Below are 16,002 nucleotides of genomic sequence, written 5' to 3'. Positions count from 1 at the left end.
GGGGCACGTCCGGCCCGCTCTCAGCCGGAGACCAGCGGGTGCCCCCTCACGCGTGTCCTGCGGCGTGGCCCGCCGGCGCGCGAACCCGGTGTCGTTCGGTGTGTACCGATCCCGCATCTCCAGGTGCACGCGTGCCCGCTCGTCCGGCTTCCCGGGCTGTGCGCCCCGGCCGACGTACCGGGCCCGGCTACCGGATCCGCGCTCGGTCCGAGACCGCCCCCATCGGATCGGTCAGGGGCGGCTCGGTCAGGGGCGGCTCGGTGGGGGGCCGTCAGAGAGGGTTGCCTGGTCGGGGCCGGTCAGCGAGTCGGGGTCAAGGACCGATTGCTGTTCCGTGGCGGTGGGGACGGGCCGGCCCGTCGTGGCGTCGACGTAGAGGGACGTGGCGGGGGACGCTGCCGGCTGGACGGCGAACAGCCACTGCACCCGCCACCGGGCGCCGCGCCGCACGGCGAGGAGTTCGGTGTCGGTGATGCGGGCCCCGGTGCCTTCCGGCAGGGAGCTGCCGACGGTGGCCAGGGCCGTGGCGCCGGCTTTCGCGCTGCCGACCTTGACCGGCGGCAGCGACGCGGGGTCGCCGACGCGGCGGGCCAGGAGCTGGGAGACGCGTCCGCCCCGGTCGATCTGCACGTCCAGCCGCATGGGCATGAGGACTCCGGCGGTGTTGCGGCGCCGCCAGCTGACCACCCAGCCGAGTTCGGCGTGGTCGCCGACCGGATAGGTGCGCGCCTGGGCGCCGTCGTGCAGCGCCCAGGGGAAGTGCTCGCGGGCGTACCGGGTGGCGATGGGCAGGGCGGCTTGCGGGCCGCGGGGAGCGGCGGTGACGCCGGTGACGGGGAAGCTCGCCCCGGTGACGGCCGCCGACTGTTCCAGGCTGGCGGTCAGTTGGGTGGCGTCCGGCCAGCTCAGCATGGCGAAACCCGTGTCGAGCGCGATGAACAGCTGCGTGGGGGCGCCGTTCACGCCCGGCTGCACCTGCACGTTGGCGATCCGGTACCGGTCGCCGAAGGCGTCCCGGATCGCCCTGCCCGCGGCTGCCCTCTCTTTGCCGCCGGCCAGTTGCAGGCTGGTGGCGTCCACCGGGATCTGCGTGATCAGACCCGCCCAGAGCGCCCCCGCGACCGCGAGAAAGGCCACCGAGACCTGCGCGGTACGCCGCGCTCCCGCGCCCGCGGCGGGCAGCGGGCGCCCCGTCAGCCGGAGCAGCAGCCGTCCGGCCGCCGCTCCGGCGAGTCCGCCGAGGGCGTTCATCTCGACGTCGCCGCTGTCGCACAGCCGCCCCACGGCCGGAACCAGGGACTGCGCCAGCTCGGTCGCCAGCGGCAGCAGGACCACCAGCGCCAGCACCGGCGCCAGGGCCCGTAGCGCCAGCGCCGCGAAGAGGCCCACCGGAAGGAACAGGACGAGGTTCAGCAGGCCCTGCGTGGTGTGGAAGGGCGCCGGCAGGTCGTGGTCGACGACGCATCTACGGGTGAGCGCGCCGCCGCCCGGCGTCAGCAGGGTCACCGACACCTCGGCGCCCAGCGCCGCGCCGAGCCCGGCCCACGCCCACCGGCGCCCGCCCGCGCGCGCGGTGAGGGCCCAGCACAGGGCGGCCCCCGCGAGGGCCGCCGCGACCGCGCTGCCGACGGACCCGTACAGCCCGCTGGTGATTCCGGAGAACATCGAGTACGTGCTTTCCCGTCGTGGAGAAGGAACCGCGCTCCGCCCCGCGCGAAGTGCCGGAACCGGAGAGCCGGGGGGACGCTGTCAGCAGCCCGTGGCCTGCGGCGTCTGGAACATCCCCTGGCCCGCGACGGAGATGAGGCCGACCGTCAGGGTGCAGTAGGCGACGCCCGTTCCGCTCCAGTTCGCGGTCTTCGTCTGCCCTGACGACTCGGTGAAGGAGCCGCCCCAGTGCGTCTTTCCGGAAGCACTGAATCCGAGCTTCGCGGTGATGGCCGATCCGCCGGTTTTGGTGTACCAGGTCGAGATCACGTCGTTGGTGTACTTGCGGTGGAACAGGCCGCCGCCGGACAACGACGTGCAGACGTAGTTGGTGTCGAGGTGCCCGTCCCCCGGGCAGCCGGCGGTCGCCGGAGCCGTTGTCTCCCGCGGCGTCCCGGTTCCCTGGGCGTCGGCTATGCCGCCCGCCGCGACGACCCCTATCGCGGCGGCCACCGCCGCGACGGCCAGCCGGCCCGGCCGAGTGGTCGTGAAGCCCCGCATCGCTGCACCCCCTCCCGCGCACAGGTGTCCCCCTGTACGCCTCCGACACGACGAGACGACGAGACGGCGAGCAGCGACCCACGATCGAGGGATCCGTCCGCGTGGTCGTCCTCATGCCGACACATCCTGAAATAGTCCGGACACGGAGGATTTTAGGAGTGGCGGGTTGTGACGAACAGACGGTTATCGGTCACCTGTGGTGAGGAGGTGAGGCCGAACCGAGTTGTCGTGCGCCGTCCGCGACGGCTGGAGCGGCTGGGCCGGGGACCCTTGCCGTCCGCTCACCCCGGTGTTCCCGCAGGCCCGCGTTACTGCTCTCCTCCATGCTCGCATAGCCGCTCGCGCGATCGCCCCCCGCCCCGCTGCTGGCCGGATATCACCGCAGTGCCCCGGGGCGGTCTTCCCGCGGGGGACGGGCGTCGGCTCAGGGTGGCCGGGTACGTCATGGTGATGCCGGGGAGACGATGTCGGCCGCCGCTGTCGCGGACGCGCGCCTCGCCGCATGTGTATTGAATATTAAATCCAAGTTGGAAACATTGCCCCGGCTCTCATCCGCCTGGCACCGTGCTCAGCGCGCAAGGTTTTTGCGGCCCGGTGCCGGGGCGCTCGCGGATCACGCGGGTCCGCCCCCGCAGCGGAGCGCCCACCCGGCCACCGCGACGGCCACCGCGGCACGGTGCCGCGGCATGACAGCGATGCACACCCCCGCAGGTCAGCGGGGCCGGGTCGGCCGGCTCCGCGACGGACTACGGCCCGGTCCGCACCGGACCGCGAAAGGCGATGTCGGTAGATGACCAGCAGCGACAGTTCAGGATTTTCCCGTCGAGCGCTTCTTCGGACCACCGCGGCGGCCGGCGCCGGGGCGGCCGCGACCGTGATCCACCCGGGCACCGCCTCGGCGGCGGCGCCCGCGAACCTGATCGACCACGAGCAGCAGCAACCGTCCGCCGCGCCGCGGAGCAGGGGTCACATCCCGACCCCGGCCGAGTACTTCGGGACCGCGATCGGCACCGACGGCTTCCTGGCGCAGTGGGACAAGATGGTCCCGTACTTCGAGCTCATCGGTGCCCGCAGCGACCGGGTGAAGTACGAGGTGATCGGCAAGACCACCCGGGGATATCCGTACGTCCTGCTGACCATCAGCTCGCCGAAGAACCTGGCCAACCTCGACAAGCTGGTCGACATCAACACCCGGCTGTCCGACCCCCGGGGGCTGTCCGAGGCGAGCGCGAAGAAGCTCGCCACCCAGGGCAAGCCGTTCTACTACGTGCAGGCCGGCATTCACTCGACCGAGGTCGGCAACTCGCAGGCGGCCATCGAATGGGCGTACCGGCTGGCCACCGAGCAGTCCGACTACATCGAGAAGATCCTCGACAACCTGGTCATCCTGCTCCAGCCGTGCCAGAACCCGGACGGCCTCGTCCTCGTCAACGACTACTTCGCCGCCACCGCCGGCACCAGCTACTCGCGGTCGTACCCGGACCTGTACAACAAGTACACCGGCCACGACGACAACCGCGACTGGATCATGCTGACCCAGATCGAGAGCAAGTACAACGTCTCGATCCTCAACAGGTACCGTCCCCAGGTCTTCCAGGACTCGCACGGCGCCAGCAGCGGCTCCCCGCGGCTGTTCACCCCGCCGTACCTGTCACCGTACGACCCCAACATCGACACCATCCTGGTCCAGGAGACCGACACGGTGGGCCTGGCGATGCAGCGCGGCCTGACCGCCGCCGGCATGAAGGGCAACGGCTGGGGCTCGGAGTACGACTACTGGTCGCCGTCCCGGCAGTACTGCGTCTACCACGGCTCGGCGCGCATCCTCACCGAGGCGGCGTCCGCCTCCAACCTCGCCTACCCGCAGGTGGGCAGCAAGCCGCTCGGCCAGCAGACCACCGACATCAACTTCATCGAGCCCTACGACTCGAAGACCTGGACGCTGCGCAACATCATCGACTGGGTCTCCCAGGCGTTCTATTCCGGTCTGGAGACGGTCGCCTACGACACCTACAACTGGCTCTTCAACTCCTACCGCGTCGGCGTCAAGGCGGTGACCAGGACCAGCCCGTACGCGTACGTCATCCCCGCCGGGCAGCGCGACCCGCAGGCGGTCTACGACGCGCTGGAGATCTTCCACCTCGGCGCGGTCGAGATCAGCCAGGCGCAGGCCGCGTTCACCGCCGACGGCAAGCAGTACCCCGCCGGGTCGTACGTCATCTACCTGCAGCAGCCCTACGGCGGGTTCGCCAAGACGCTGCTGGAGGTGCAGGACTACCCGCAGCTGCTCCAGTACCCCGGCGGCCCGCCGCAGCGGCCCTACGACACCACCGCGCAGACCCTGCCGATGCTGCTCGGCTTCGAGGCGGACCTCATCACCACGTCCTTCTCGGCCCACACCAAGCTGCTGAGCTCCGTCAAGCCCCCGGCGGTCGTCACGCCGTCCGCGCCGCCGAAGGGCGGGGCGTACGCGATCGGGCCGGAGTCCTACGGGGTGTTCCGGATCGTCGCCGCGCTCCAGAAGCACGGCATCCCCACCTTCCGCGCCGCCGCCGAGTTCACCGACAGCGGCAGGACCTTCCCGGCCGGCACCTTCCTCGTGCCGCCGTCCACCGCGGCCCGCCAGCTCCTCCAGGACCAGTCGAAGGCCACCGGCATACCGGTGTCCACCCTCCGCGCGGTGCCGTCGGTGGCCGGCGACCAGCTCAAGCCGGGCACCAGGATCGGCCTGCTCAAGCCGCCGGACAACATGCCGTCCGGCTGGCTGATGTGGACGTTCGAGCAGTACGGCGTGGACTACTCCGTCGTGTCCGCCGCCGACTACGCCGACCTCGCCGGGAAGTACGACGCCATCATCGTGCCCGAGGGCGTCAGCAGGAACTCCATCGTCAACGGCCTCAACGCCAAGAACTACCCGCCGGACTGGGCCTGGGCGTTCGGTGTCGGCACCACCGGCTGGAACCAGCTGCACGACTTCGTGACCGGCGGCGGGACGCTGGTCACCTTCGGCAGCGGGACCGCGACCGCCAAGTCGCTGTTCAGCCTGCCGATCGCCTCCGTCCTGCCCAGCGGCTCCAACTCGAACTTCTACTGCCCGGGATCGCTGCTGAGCCAGGAGTTCGACACGACCAACCCGGTGGCCTGGGGCGTGCCGGCGGACAACCCGGTGTGGTTCGTGTCGGACGACGCGTACAAGCTCACCGGCACCAGCACCTACCCGGTCGAGGTGGTCGCCAAGTACCCCGACACCGGCGACCAGTTGCAGAGCGGTTGGCTGATCGGCGGCGAGAACCTCAACGGGGCCGTCAACGGGCTGTCCTGGACCGTCGGTGACGGCTACGTCGTCACCTTCGGCAACGAGATCGGGTTCCGCACCTGGAACCGGTCCGAGCAGCGGGTGCTGTTCAACGCCGCCTACCACGGGCCGTCGACGAAGCTCACCGCCGCCCAGTTCCAGCGCCTCGGCCAGTAGTCCACGCGGTGGGGGACGGCGGAACCCGTCCCCCACCACCGGCCGGCCGACCCCGGCCGACCCCGCCCGACCCGACCGGATGACCCGGTCGGATGGATGAGCCGGTCGGGCCGGACAGACCAGACGGACCAGACAGAGAGAGGAGGTCACCGGTTGTACCCCGACGACGGGACCTGGACCAGCGGGCTGACCCACCTGGAGTGCGGACGGTGCGGCGAGCGGTACGACGCCGACGTGCCGCAGAACGTGTGCCGCTGCGGTTCGCCGCTGCTCGCCCGCTACGACCTCGACCGGGTCCGGGCCTCGGTCCGGCCCGCGGACATCGCCGCGCGCGGCGCCGACCTGTGGCGGTACCGGGAGCTGCTGCCGGTCCGGGATCCCGCGAACGTGACCACCCTCGGCGAGGGTTGGACACCGATCGTGCCGCTGACCGCGTACGGCCGGCGGATCGGGGTGCCGGGCCTGCTCGCCAAGGACGAGGGGATGCTGCCGACCGGCAGCTTCAAGGCGCGCGGCGCCGCGGTCGGCGTCTCCCGGGCGCGCGAACTCGGGCTGCGGCACCTGACACTGCCGACCAACGGCAACGCCGGCGCCGCGTGGGCCACTTACGCCGCACGCGCCGAAACCGAGTGTCTGGTGGTGATGCCGCAGGACGCCCCGCAGGTGACCCGCAAGGAGTCGCTGGCCGCCGGCGCCCGGGTCTACCTGGTGGACGGCCTGATCGGCGACGCCGGACGCATCGCCGGACAGGCGGTCCGGCACGGCTGGTTCAGCGCCGCGACGCTGCGCGAGCCGTACCGCATCGAGGGCAAGAAGACGATGGGCCTGGAGATCGCGGAGCAGTTCGGCTGGCGGGTGCCGGACGTCGTGGTGTATCCGACCGGCGGCGGTGTGGGCCTGATCGGCATCCGCAAGGCGCTCGACGAACTGGCCGCGCTGGGCTGGATCACCGGCCGGCTGCCCCGGTTCGTGGCCGTGCAGGCCAGCGGCTGCGCGCCGATCGTGCGGGCCTTCGCGTCGGGGGCCGAGACCGCGGAACCCTGGCCGGCCGACCAGGCGCGCACGGTCGCGTTCGGCATCAACGTCGGCGCCGCGCTCGGCGACTTCCTGATCCTGTCCGCTCTCCGGGACAGCAAGGGCACCGCGGTCGCCGTCGACGACCGGGACATCCTCGCCGAACAGGCGGCCTGCGCAGCGGCCGACGGCGTGCTGATGTGCCCGGAAGGGGCCGCGACGCTGGCCGCGGTACGCCGGCTGCGCGCCGACGGGTGGCTCGGCGGCGACGAGGAGGTCCTGGTCCTCAACACCGGCAGCGCGCTGAAGTACGAGGACTCCCTCCAGGTCGGCCAACCGCCCCTGCTGGCGCGCGACGCCGACCTGCCGCCGGAGGCCACCGCCCCGGCCGCCCCCGCCGGAACCACCGGCGCGGGCCCCGGACCGGGGACACCGCGATGACGGACGCGCCGGGCGTGAAGGACCCGGCCGCCCCGCCGCCCGCCGACCCCGCGCCGCCGATGGTGGAGCTGCGAGCGGTCCACAAGTCGTACGGCAGCGTCGAGGTGCTCAAAGGCGTCGACCTGACGGTGTCCCGCGGTGAGGTGGTCGCCGTCATCGGCCCGTCCGGCGGCGGCAAGAGCACCCTGCTGCGCTGCGTCAACCTGCTGGAGCCGGTGACCGCCGGCCAGGTCCTGCTGGAAGGGGAGGACCTGACCGGGCGCGGCGTCGACCTGGACCGGGTACGCCGGCGGATCGGCATGGTCTTCCAGCAGTTCAACCTCTTCCCCCACCTGTCCGCCGTCGACAACCTCACCCTGGCGCCACGCAAGCTGCTGCGGATGCCCAAGGACCGGGCGCGGGAGCGGGCCGCCGCGCTGCTGGCCCGGGTGGGCCTGGCCGACAAGGCCGACGCCCATCCGCGGCAGCTGTCGGGCGGGCAGCAGCAGCGGGTCGCCATCGCCCGCGCGCTGATGATGGACCCGCACGTGATGCTCTTCGACGAGGTGACCTCGGCGCTCGACCCCGAGCTGGTCAGCGAGGTCCTCGACGTGATGCGCGACCTCGCCCGGTCCGGGATGACGATGCTGTGCGTCACCCACGAGATGGGCTTCGCCCGCGAACTCGGCGACCGCCTGGTGTTCGTCGACGGCGGTGTGATCGCCGAGCAGGGCCGCCCGGCCGACGTCCTGGACCGGCCCCGCAACGACCGTACCCGTCAATTCCTGCACAAGGTTCTCCGATAGCCAGCACGACCGAGCAGAAGGAAGTCACCCCCTTGAGATCGAGATTCGGCATTGTCATCGGTGCGGCGATGGTCATGATCCTCGCCGCCGGCTGCTCCTCCTCGTCCTCCTCCGACGACGCCTCCCCGTCCGCCAGTGCTTCGGGTACGACCACCACCACGGCAGCCGGCGGCGCCGTCGACGTCGGCGTGCCGCTGCCCGACGAGCTGAAGAGCAAGGGCAAGCTCACCGTGGGCGTCAAGTGCGACTACCCGCCGTTCGGATACATCGACGAGTCGTCGAAGAACGCCGGCTTCGAGGTCGACATCGCCCACCAGCTCGCCGCCTACGCGTTCGGCGACCCCAACGCGCTCAGCCTGACCTGCGTGACCGGGGCCAACCGGGTGTCGTTCCTGGACTCCAAGCGCATCGACCTGATCGAAGCGACGATGAACTACACCGCGGAGCGCGCCCAGACCATCGACTTCACCACCCCCTACTTCGACAGCGGCGTGAAACTGCTGGTGCCCAAGGACTCCCCGATCACCGACTTCGACCAGCTGTCCGGCAAGTCCGTGATCAGCATCTCCGGCGCCACCGCCAGCCTCTGGCTGACCCAGTGCATGAAGGACGTCAAGCAGACGCTCTTCACCGAGACCAGCCAGGCGCTGACCGCGCTGAACCAGAACCGCGGCGTCGCCTTCGCCCAGGACGACACCCTGCTGCTCGACCTGGCGGCGAAGAACCCCAAGCTCAAGGTCGTCGGCGACGCCAAGGCCGACAGCCCCTGGGGTATGGGCGTCCGCAAGGGCGACGCGCAGATGCTCGCCTGGGTCAACGCGGCCCTCGCCCACCTGCAGCAGGCCGACTTCTTCTGGACCGAGTTCCAGAAGACCGTCACCGACACCGCCGTGCAGCAGCAGTTCGCCAAGTTCGTCCCCCGCCCCGGCAGCCAGCTGACCTACCCGTCCGGCGACACCCTGAAGTGCTGAGCATGCCCGAAGCCTCCGGCTACCACTTCGAGACGGGCTTCATCGCCCACCATTTCGGCGAGCTCGGCTCCGGCCTGCTGCGGACGCTGTCCATCAGCGCCCTCGGCATGGCCGGCGCCCTGCTCGTCGGGGTACTGCTCGGCGCGGTCAGCGCGCTGCGGATACCGGTCGCCCGGCAGCTGATCACGGTCTACGTCGAGGTGTTCCGCAACACCCCGCTGCTGGTGCAGATCTTCTTCCTGTACTTCGCGCTCCCCGAGACCGGGCTGCAGTTCGACGGCTTCACCGTCGGCTGGCTGTCGCTGCTGCTGTGGGGCGGCGCCTACAACGTGGAGAACTTCCGGGCCGGCTTCGAAGCCGTCGAAGGCGGCTACGTCGAGGCCTGCCGGGCCCTCGGCTTCCCCCGGCTGGCCGCCTTCCGCAACGTGACCCTCCCGCTCGGCGCCCGCATCGCCCTGCCGTCGGTCACCAACATCCTGATCTCCGTCTTCAAGAACTCGTCGTTCATGGTCGCAATCAGCTATCCCGAACTCACCGACACCGCCGTCAACATCGTCGCCGTCACCTTCCGGGTCTTCGAGATGTTCCTCGCCATCGGCGTCATCTACCTGGCCCTGGTCTGGCTGCTGTCCCTGGGCGCCGGAGCCGTCGAGCGCCGCTACGCGATCCCCGGAGGTCACTGATGCCCCCATGGGTCGGACCCGTCGCCGACTACCTCGCCACCGGTCTGCGGGAAACGGTCCTGCTGGCGCTGGCCAGCATCGCCACCAGCCTGCTGGCGGGGACCGTGCTCGGCGCCGTCCTCACCCTGCCCAGCAAGCCCGCGCGGGCCCTGGCCCGGACCTACGTCGAGATCTGGCGGGGCCTGCCGATCATCGTCATCCTCTACTTCATCTTCTTCGTGCTGCCCATCATCGGGCTGCGGGTGGACACCTTCAGCGCCGCCGTCATCGGACTGTCCCTGTGGGGCAGCGCCAACATGGCCGAACTCGTCCGCGGGGCCGTCCAGTCGGTGCCCCGCGGACAGGCCGAGGCCGCCGCGGCGCTCGGCTTCTCCTGGACCGGACGCATGCGGTACGTCCTGCTGCCCCAGGCCACCCGGCGGGCGCTCCCCCCGGTGATCGGACTCGTCGTCAACCTCACCCAGCAGACCTCGCTGGCCGCCGTCATCGGCCTGCTCGACATCCTCGAAGCGGCACAGCGCTCCATCGAACGCCTCACCCTGTCCGGCGGGTCCACGCACGCGGTACCCATCCTCGGCTCCGTACTCGCCGTCTACTTCGTCATCTGCCTGCCCCTGACGATGCTGTCCCGCTGGTACGAGCGCAGACTCGACTGACCTCTCCCGCCACGGCCGAAGCCACGTCAAGAAAGCGGTGCTGTCGATACCATCCTCACGGAGAAAGGAGGGCCACCGGCGACCATGACCGTCCCCCGCAGCACCCTGTTGAACGCGGCCTACGACCACCTGCGGGATGCCATCCTCGATGGCACCCTCGCTCCGGGTTCGCGGGTCACCGTCCGCCCCCTCGCTGAAGAGCTCGGCCTCAGCCCGACCCCCATCAAGGCCGCCCTGGCCGCGCTGGAACGCCAGGGCTTCCTCGTCGCCGTCCCGCACCGGGGCTATTTCGTCCCCGAAGCCGGCAACGACGATTTACTGGAACTGTACGAACTCCGCGAGGCCCTGGACGGGATCGCCGCACGCCGGGCGGCCGGGGCGCCCGACCACGCCCGGATCGCCGTGCAGCTGGGCCGGCTGCTGGCCAAGCAGCGCAAGGCCATCGAAGCCGGCCACCTGCACACCTACGGCGAGCTGGACCTCGCGTTCCACCGCCTCATCTGGGAGGGCTCGGGCAGTCGGCGGCTCATCCCCATCGCGGAGAACCTCACCGCCCAGGTACGCCTGGGCAACCGGCTGTCCGCGCAGGCACCGGGCCGGCTGCCGTTCGCCGTCGAGGAGCACGAGGCCATCCTGGAGGCGATCCGCAGCGGGGACTCGGGCGCGGCGGAGCAGCACATCCGCCTCCACGTCCGGCAGGCGGGCAACGCCCTGCGGCAGTACCTCAGGAGCCAGGGCATAGCCGAACAGGCCGAAGAGGCCGGTCAGGCCGGTCAGGCCGGTCAGGCCGAAGAGGTCGCCCAGGCTGAAGAGGTCGACCACGCCGAACAGCCTGAACGGTAGGCCGCGTCGGCCGGAGGGACGGCGGAGGGACGGCGGAGGGGCGGGACGGCCTGGCCGAGGCCGGTGATCCGGGTCGTCGGACCGGGGCTTGCGGAGGAGCCGCCGGGCCGGTGCCGGAGCTGGGGCCGGGGGCCGGACGGCCGTTACGGGGAGGGGCCGGTCGGCCCCTCCCCGTCCGGGGTTACGCGGTGGGGAACACGCCGCGTGCGGTGGCCTGGACGAAGGCGGTCCAGGCGGCGGGCGTGAAGGTGAGCGCGGGCCCGTGCGGGTCCTTGCTGTCACGGACCGGGATCACGTCGGGTAGGTTGTCGGCGAACTCGACGCAGTTGCCGCCGTCGCCTCCGCTGTACGTGCTCTTGCGCCAGGTGGCCGAGGTCAGGCTGTCGCTGGCCTCGATGCAGTCGCCGCCGCTGCCGTCGCTGTAGCTGCTCTTACGCCAGGTCACCGCCGTCTGGCCGTCCTTGAGATGCATGCTCGTACTCCTCGGCTGCTGCTTCGATGAGGGTCAGGGAAGCTTCCGGCGGCAGGGCCGCCGCTCCGAGGAAATCGTAGGACAACATGTGCCGCTTGACGGTTGCAGGATTGTCGATGAGGACACCTGTGTCCACACTTGAGAGGTAGGCCAGGGGCGTGTCGTCCTTGAACGTCATCAGTCTCAGCCCGCCGTTCATAGCGGAAAGCGCCCCGGAGCGGAACGGCAGGACCTGGAAGACGATCCGGCGGCGCCGCACCATCCCGGCGATGTGGCGCAGCTGCTCCGCCATGACGGCGGCGTTGCCCACCCAGGTGCGGATTGCCGCCTCATGCACGACGGCCCAGTAGAGCGGTTTCGTGGGGCTGTCGAAGATGACAGCACGGCACAGTCGGGCTTGGAGTCGCTGCCTGACCAGCGACTCGGCCAGCACCGGGTCGTAGGCGAGAATGACGGCCAATGCGTACGCCTCGGTCTGGAGCAGGCCCGGCACGAGCAACGGCTCCCACTGCCGGATGGTTACTGCGAACGTCTCCAACTCCGCCACGTCCGCGAAGTCTTCACGGTGCGGTGAGGACCGGCCGGCCTCCAGGTTCCGGACGAAGAAGCCGTCCGTGTTGAGGATCCTGTCCAGCTCCTTCGCCATGTCGAGCTGGATGCGGCGCTGGCCGACCTCCAGGTTGGACACGTGGCTCTTGGAGACGAACAGCATCGCGCCCATCTCCTCCAGCGTGAGCCCGGCCTGCTCGCGCTTGTAGCGCAGCTCGGCCCCGTACAGCTCCCTTGAGGACGCCGTGACGTCCAGCTTCTTCGCTTTCCCCGGCTGCCGACTGGCCATGGCACTGCTCCCCTGTGCGTGACGACGTGAGCTCCTGCGGAGCTGACAACCACCGTAGCGACTTCGCACTGACTACGCAGTGGATCCACGTAACTACGCACGTAGTATCTTATGTTTGAACCATCACCCACCCGGGGGTGCCGCTTCTGGCCTGTCGCCGTCCGCGGACCGACCCGCGGGGGCGACCGCCTCCGTACGGCCGTGCCGTCCACCCGGTGAGGTGTTGTGGCTGGTCCGGGCGGGTGATACCGCAAATGTCGGCCCGGTGGTGCGAGCGGTCGCGCGGGGATCATCGGGCGTCAGATGCCTAGGGGAAGGACCGTTATGCGTCAACTCGTGTCACCTCCCAGCGCGCTGACGGGTGCGGGGCTCCTCGCCGTCGTGGCGATGGGCGGTGTCGTCCTCACCGCCTCTCCCGCCGCGGCCTCCGCCTGCGGCTGGGACCCGGATGCGGCCTCCGGACGCGCGTATCCTGCTTCGCGATCCACCTCAGCCAAGACGCCGTTTCGAGGAGGCCGTCACCGCCTACGCCCAGGCCGCCGACATCTTCCGTGAGACCGGCGACGATGGCACAGAACGGCAGGCCCTCAGCCGTCTGGCGGCAACCCGGGACGGGAGCAGGAACCACAAGCGAAAACGACGGTGGTTCCGGCGACGCCGCACCTGAACGGGTAGCGGTATCGGCTCCGACGACCTCCGGCACAGGGCGCCGACAGGGCCGGTGGACGGCTGGGCTGTGACGTGGACCTCTGGGGGCCGATTTCCGTATTCAGAGGGCTACTCCGCTTCCTGGGCGGCTTCCGTCCCCACCCGGCCGAGGGCGCGGTCGAAGACGGTCAGGAGGAGGAAGACCACGCCCGCGCCGAGCATGATCCAGGCCAGGTGGTGCATGCCGGTGGTGTCCGCGCGCCGCCCGAAGGAGATCGCCGTCGTGGAGGAGGCGACCATCGAGCCGACGTAGGCGAAGGTGCGCAGCAGACCCGCCGAGGACGCGGTGCGCTCGGGATCGGACTGGAAATAGACGGAGTTCTGCAGCGCCAGGCTGTTCAGCCCCTGCGGGACGCCGAAGATCAGGGCGACGACGACCAGCGTCCACACGGCGCCGGCCGCGGTGAGCGTCAGCATCACCAGGCAGGCGACGATCTGCCCGACCGCGCCGACGAGCAGCTTGCCGCGTACGCCCTTGCGCCGCCCGGACACGATCGAGAAGCCGATGGCCGCCAGGAACATCGGGATCTGCACCAGCCCGGCGTGGAAGGGCGACAGTCCGAAGCCCTCCTCAGTCCACTGGGTGAACCCGTAGAGGAAGGCGTACGAGACGACGTACGCGACCAGCGCGCGCCCGTAGGTGATCAGCAGCGGCGGGTTGCCGCCCAGCACCCGCAGGTCGATGAACGGGGTGGGGGCCCGCAGCTCCCGTACCGCGAACGCGGCGCTCGCGGCGACGGTGATCACCGGCAGGTACCAGAAGCGCAGGTGCAGGTCCATCAGGAACAGCAGCAGCGCGACGAGTATTACGGCGAACAGCGCCATGCCGGGCAGGTCGAGCAGGGCGGTGCGCCGCCCGGAGTCCGCCGAGTGCGCAGGGTGCGCCGGGTCCGCCGAGGGCGCCGGGTCCGCGTCCCCCGGACCCGTCGGGCCCGACGGGCCGGTCTCCTTGGGCAGCCGGAGCAGTCCCAGCAGCACGGCCGCGACCGCCAGCGGCACGTTCAGCGCGAAGGTGGCCCGCCAGCCGCCCAGACCGATCAGCAGGCCGCCCAGCAGCGGGCCGATCACGGCGATGGTCTGGTTGGTGACGGCCAGGGCGGTCAGCACCCCGCCGGGGCTGTCCCGGCCGGTCCGCCGGGCCTCGCTGCGCAGCAGCGCCATCGCGGCGGGATACCCGGCGCAGGTGCCGAAGCCGAGCAGCACCCGCGAGCCGATCAGCACTCCCAGGTTCGGCGCCAGGGCGCCGACGACACCGGCGACGCCGACCAGGCTCGTACTGACCAGGAACAGCCTGCGCGGCCCGAAGACGTCGATCAGCCGCCCCACGACGGGCTGTCCGAGCGCGGTGGCCAGGTAGAGCGCCGAGACCAGCCACGCGGTCCGCGAGGGCGGAGCGCCCAGCGCGTGGCCGATGGGGACGAGCGAGACGGCGATGATCGTCGAGTTGACCGGGTTCAGGATCGAGCCGAGCATCATCGGCGGCAGCAGCCGCCGGTCGAAGCCCGCCGTCGTCGGCCTGCCCGGCCCGGCCGTCCCGCGGTCAGTCATGGGTGAGGCGTTCCAGGATCACCATGGCGGCGAGCACGGCCTGCCGTTCCTCTTCCGTGCACCGCTGCTCCAACTCGGCGGCGAGCCACTCCTGTCGGGCCTGCCGCCCCTTCGCCACCCGCTGGTGCCCTTCCGCGGTCAGCGCGATCAGCAGACGGCGTCCGTCGTCGGGGTCGGGCCGGCGTTCCACCAGCCCCAGGGCGGACAGCGACGCGACCGTCGCCGTCATCGACTGGTGGCGCACTCCCTCGGCCGAGGCGAGATCACTGGCCGTGACGCCCTGCCGGTCGGACAGCCGGGTCAGCACGGACTGCTGCCCGAAGGTGAGGTCCTCGGCTTCGGCGGCGTTCAGGATGCGGCGGCGCAGGCGGCCGATGACCGTACGGACCTCTTGCGAGGCGCGGACCGCGGAGGGGGACGGGTGCGGGCTGTCGTTCATGGGGTCCACCGTACGACCCACAGGTTGAGTTGTGCAGTTTTACCTGTATGTTTCGGTGGGCCGAAGGAGCTGAGCTGCTGGGTGTGCTCGGGGTGCCCGGTCCTGCCCGGGGTCCCGGACCCGCTCGGCGGGCCGCGGCCCGCAGGCGTCGTGGCGGGCGCCCCGGCGGCGCGGTGCGCGCGCCGGGGCCCGGCGCGCTCAGTACGGGCTGACGCCCACGTACTTCTTGCTCACGGTGGTGTAGCCACTGGCGCCGATGGTGTCGCCGAAGAGGACGAACTCGACGTTGGAGAAGTTGGTGTACGTGTCCTGACCGGTGACCGTGTTGGTGTCGCCGTAGCAGGGCGCGGTCGGCGTGACGGTCGAGCCGGTGGGCAGCGTGAAGTACTCCAGGTTGGTCTGTTCCCAGGTCTGGCCGACCCAGCCGGCGTTCACGGCGACCTGCAGCTCCGGGGTGGTGTAGCCGGACTGGCGGCAGACGGTCAGCGAGTAGCGGAACGTGTCGCCGCCGTCGTCGAACTGCACCCAGCCGTCGGCGCGGCCGACCTGCGTCGTGCTCCCGGTCGGGAACTGGTACGTGGCCTGGATCGACAGGTCGTACGTCGTGCCCCACGCGGCGTGTGCCGGCGTGGGAGCCACCAGGACCCCGCCCAGTACCGCGGCGGCGGTGGCCGCTAAGCGCGTGATGCGCCGCCTGATCGGTCTTTTCATCGACGTGCCTCCGAAATGGTGGTGGGATGTCGGATTCCGAGAGTAAGTGACCGGTAGCGGTGCGTCTATGCGCGGTGTGGGGTGCGGGGTGCGGGGTGCCCTGGGCCCGGCGGCCCTGGGCCCGGCGGGACTCGGGTGGGCGTCGGGGGCGTCGGGGCGCGCGGGGTGGGTCGGTGCGGCCCGGCGTCCCGGCGGCGCTGGGCCGGGGTGGTT

The 16,002-nt window shown here is 71.0% G+C and carries 14 protein-coding genes; 7 read left to right on the top strand and 7 right to left on the bottom strand.

Going from position 1 to position 16,002, the window contains the following annotated elements; genetic code table 11:
• Nucleotides 1-246: 246 nt before the first annotated feature.
• Both RLT57_RS11180 and RLT57_RS11175 read right to left on the bottom strand, forming a co-directional pair.
• A complete protein-coding gene (locus RLT57_RS11180; protein WP_311297234.1) occupies nt 247-1,665 on the bottom strand; it encodes a VanZ family protein in 1,419 nt (472 codons plus the stop codon).
• A gap of 84 nt (nt 1,666-1,749) precedes the next feature.
• Nucleotides 1,750-2,208, bottom strand: a complete 459-nt coding sequence (locus RLT57_RS11175; RefSeq protein ID WP_311297233.1) for a hypothetical protein — start codon at nt 2,206-2,208, stop codon at nt 1,750-1,752.
• A gap of 790 nt (nt 2,209-2,998) precedes the next feature.
• On the opposite strand from RLT57_RS11175, the gene RLT57_RS11170 reads away from it, so the two are divergent.
• From RLT57_RS11170 to RLT57_RS11140, 7 genes are all read left to right on the top strand, one after another.
• Nucleotides 2,999-5,680 carry a M14 family zinc carboxypeptidase gene (locus RLT57_RS11170; protein WP_311297232.1) on the top strand — a complete coding sequence of 894 codons (2,682 nt, stop codon included), beginning with the start codon at nt 2,999-3,001 and terminating at the stop codon, nt 5,678-5,680.
• 153 nt (nt 5,681-5,833) lie between these two features.
• Nucleotides 5,834-7,135: a threonine synthase gene (locus RLT57_RS11165; protein ID WP_311297231.1), complete on the top strand. Its 1,302-nt coding sequence runs from the start codon at nt 5,834-5,836 to the stop codon at nt 7,133-7,135.
• Nucleotides 7,132-7,920, top strand: coding sequence for an amino acid ABC transporter ATP-binding protein (locus RLT57_RS11160; RefSeq protein ID WP_311297230.1), 789 nt, complete (start codon nt 7,132-7,134; stop codon nt 7,918-7,920). Before RLT57_RS11165 ends, RLT57_RS11160 begins: the two co-directional genes overlap by 4 nt.
• Nucleotides 7,921-7,952: 32 nt before the next feature.
• Entirely contained in the window at nt 7,953-8,891 is a 939-nt protein-coding gene (locus RLT57_RS11155; RefSeq protein ID WP_311297229.1) for a transporter substrate-binding domain-containing protein, read from the top strand.
• A gap of 2 nt (nt 8,892-8,893) precedes the next feature.
• Nucleotides 8,894-9,574: an amino acid ABC transporter permease gene (locus tag RLT57_RS11150; protein WP_311297228.1), complete on the top strand. Its 681-nt coding sequence runs from the start codon at nt 8,894-8,896 to the stop codon at nt 9,572-9,574.
• Nucleotides 9,574-10,230 carry an amino acid ABC transporter permease gene (locus RLT57_RS11145; protein ID WP_311297227.1) on the top strand — a complete coding sequence of 219 codons (657 nt, stop codon included), beginning with the start codon at nt 9,574-9,576 and terminating at the stop codon, nt 10,228-10,230. The genes RLT57_RS11150 and RLT57_RS11145 overlap by 1 nt, the downstream gene beginning before the upstream one ends.
• Nucleotides 10,231-10,314: 84 nt before the next feature.
• Nucleotides 10,315-11,073, top strand: coding sequence for a GntR family transcriptional regulator (locus RLT57_RS11140; protein WP_311297226.1), 759 nt, complete (start codon nt 10,315-10,317; stop codon nt 11,071-11,073).
• 181 nt (nt 11,074-11,254) lie between these two features.
• Here the strand turns inward: RLT57_RS11140 and RLT57_RS11135 are convergent, their stop codons facing one another.
• From RLT57_RS11135 to RLT57_RS11115, 5 genes are all read right to left on the bottom strand, one after another.
• Nucleotides 11,255-11,545 carry a DUF397 domain-containing protein gene (locus tag RLT57_RS11135; RefSeq protein WP_311297225.1) on the bottom strand — a complete coding sequence of 97 codons (291 nt, stop codon included), beginning with the start codon at nt 11,543-11,545 and terminating at the stop codon, nt 11,255-11,257.
• Nucleotides 11,505-12,383, bottom strand: a complete 879-nt coding sequence (locus RLT57_RS11130; RefSeq protein ID WP_311297224.1) for a helix-turn-helix domain-containing protein — start codon at nt 12,381-12,383, stop codon at nt 11,505-11,507. Before RLT57_RS11130 ends, RLT57_RS11135 begins: the two co-directional genes overlap by 41 nt.
• A gap of 777 nt (nt 12,384-13,160) precedes the next feature.
• Nucleotides 13,161-14,639 (bottom strand): MFS transporter, encoded by a 1,479-nt coding sequence (locus RLT57_RS11125; protein WP_399128463.1) that lies wholly within the window; start codon nt 14,637-14,639, stop codon nt 13,161-13,163.
• Nucleotides 14,632-15,078: a MarR family winged helix-turn-helix transcriptional regulator gene (locus RLT57_RS11120; RefSeq protein ID WP_311297223.1), complete on the bottom strand. Its 447-nt coding sequence runs from the start codon at nt 15,076-15,078 to the stop codon at nt 14,632-14,634. Before RLT57_RS11120 ends, RLT57_RS11125 begins: the two co-directional genes overlap by 8 nt.
• Nucleotides 15,079-15,276: 198 nt before the next feature.
• Entirely contained in the window at nt 15,277-15,789 is a 513-nt protein-coding gene (locus RLT57_RS11115; protein WP_311297222.1) for a hypothetical protein, read from the bottom strand.
• Between the last annotated feature and the right edge of the window lie 213 nt (nt 15,790-16,002).

The organism is Streptomyces sp. ITFR-21 (assembly GCF_031844685.1).
Lineage (GTDB): Bacteria > Actinomycetota > Actinomycetes > Streptomycetales > Streptomycetaceae > Actinacidiphila.
Note: the sequence above shows the minus strand (reverse complement) of the source record. Positions and strands in the feature narration are given on the sequence as shown.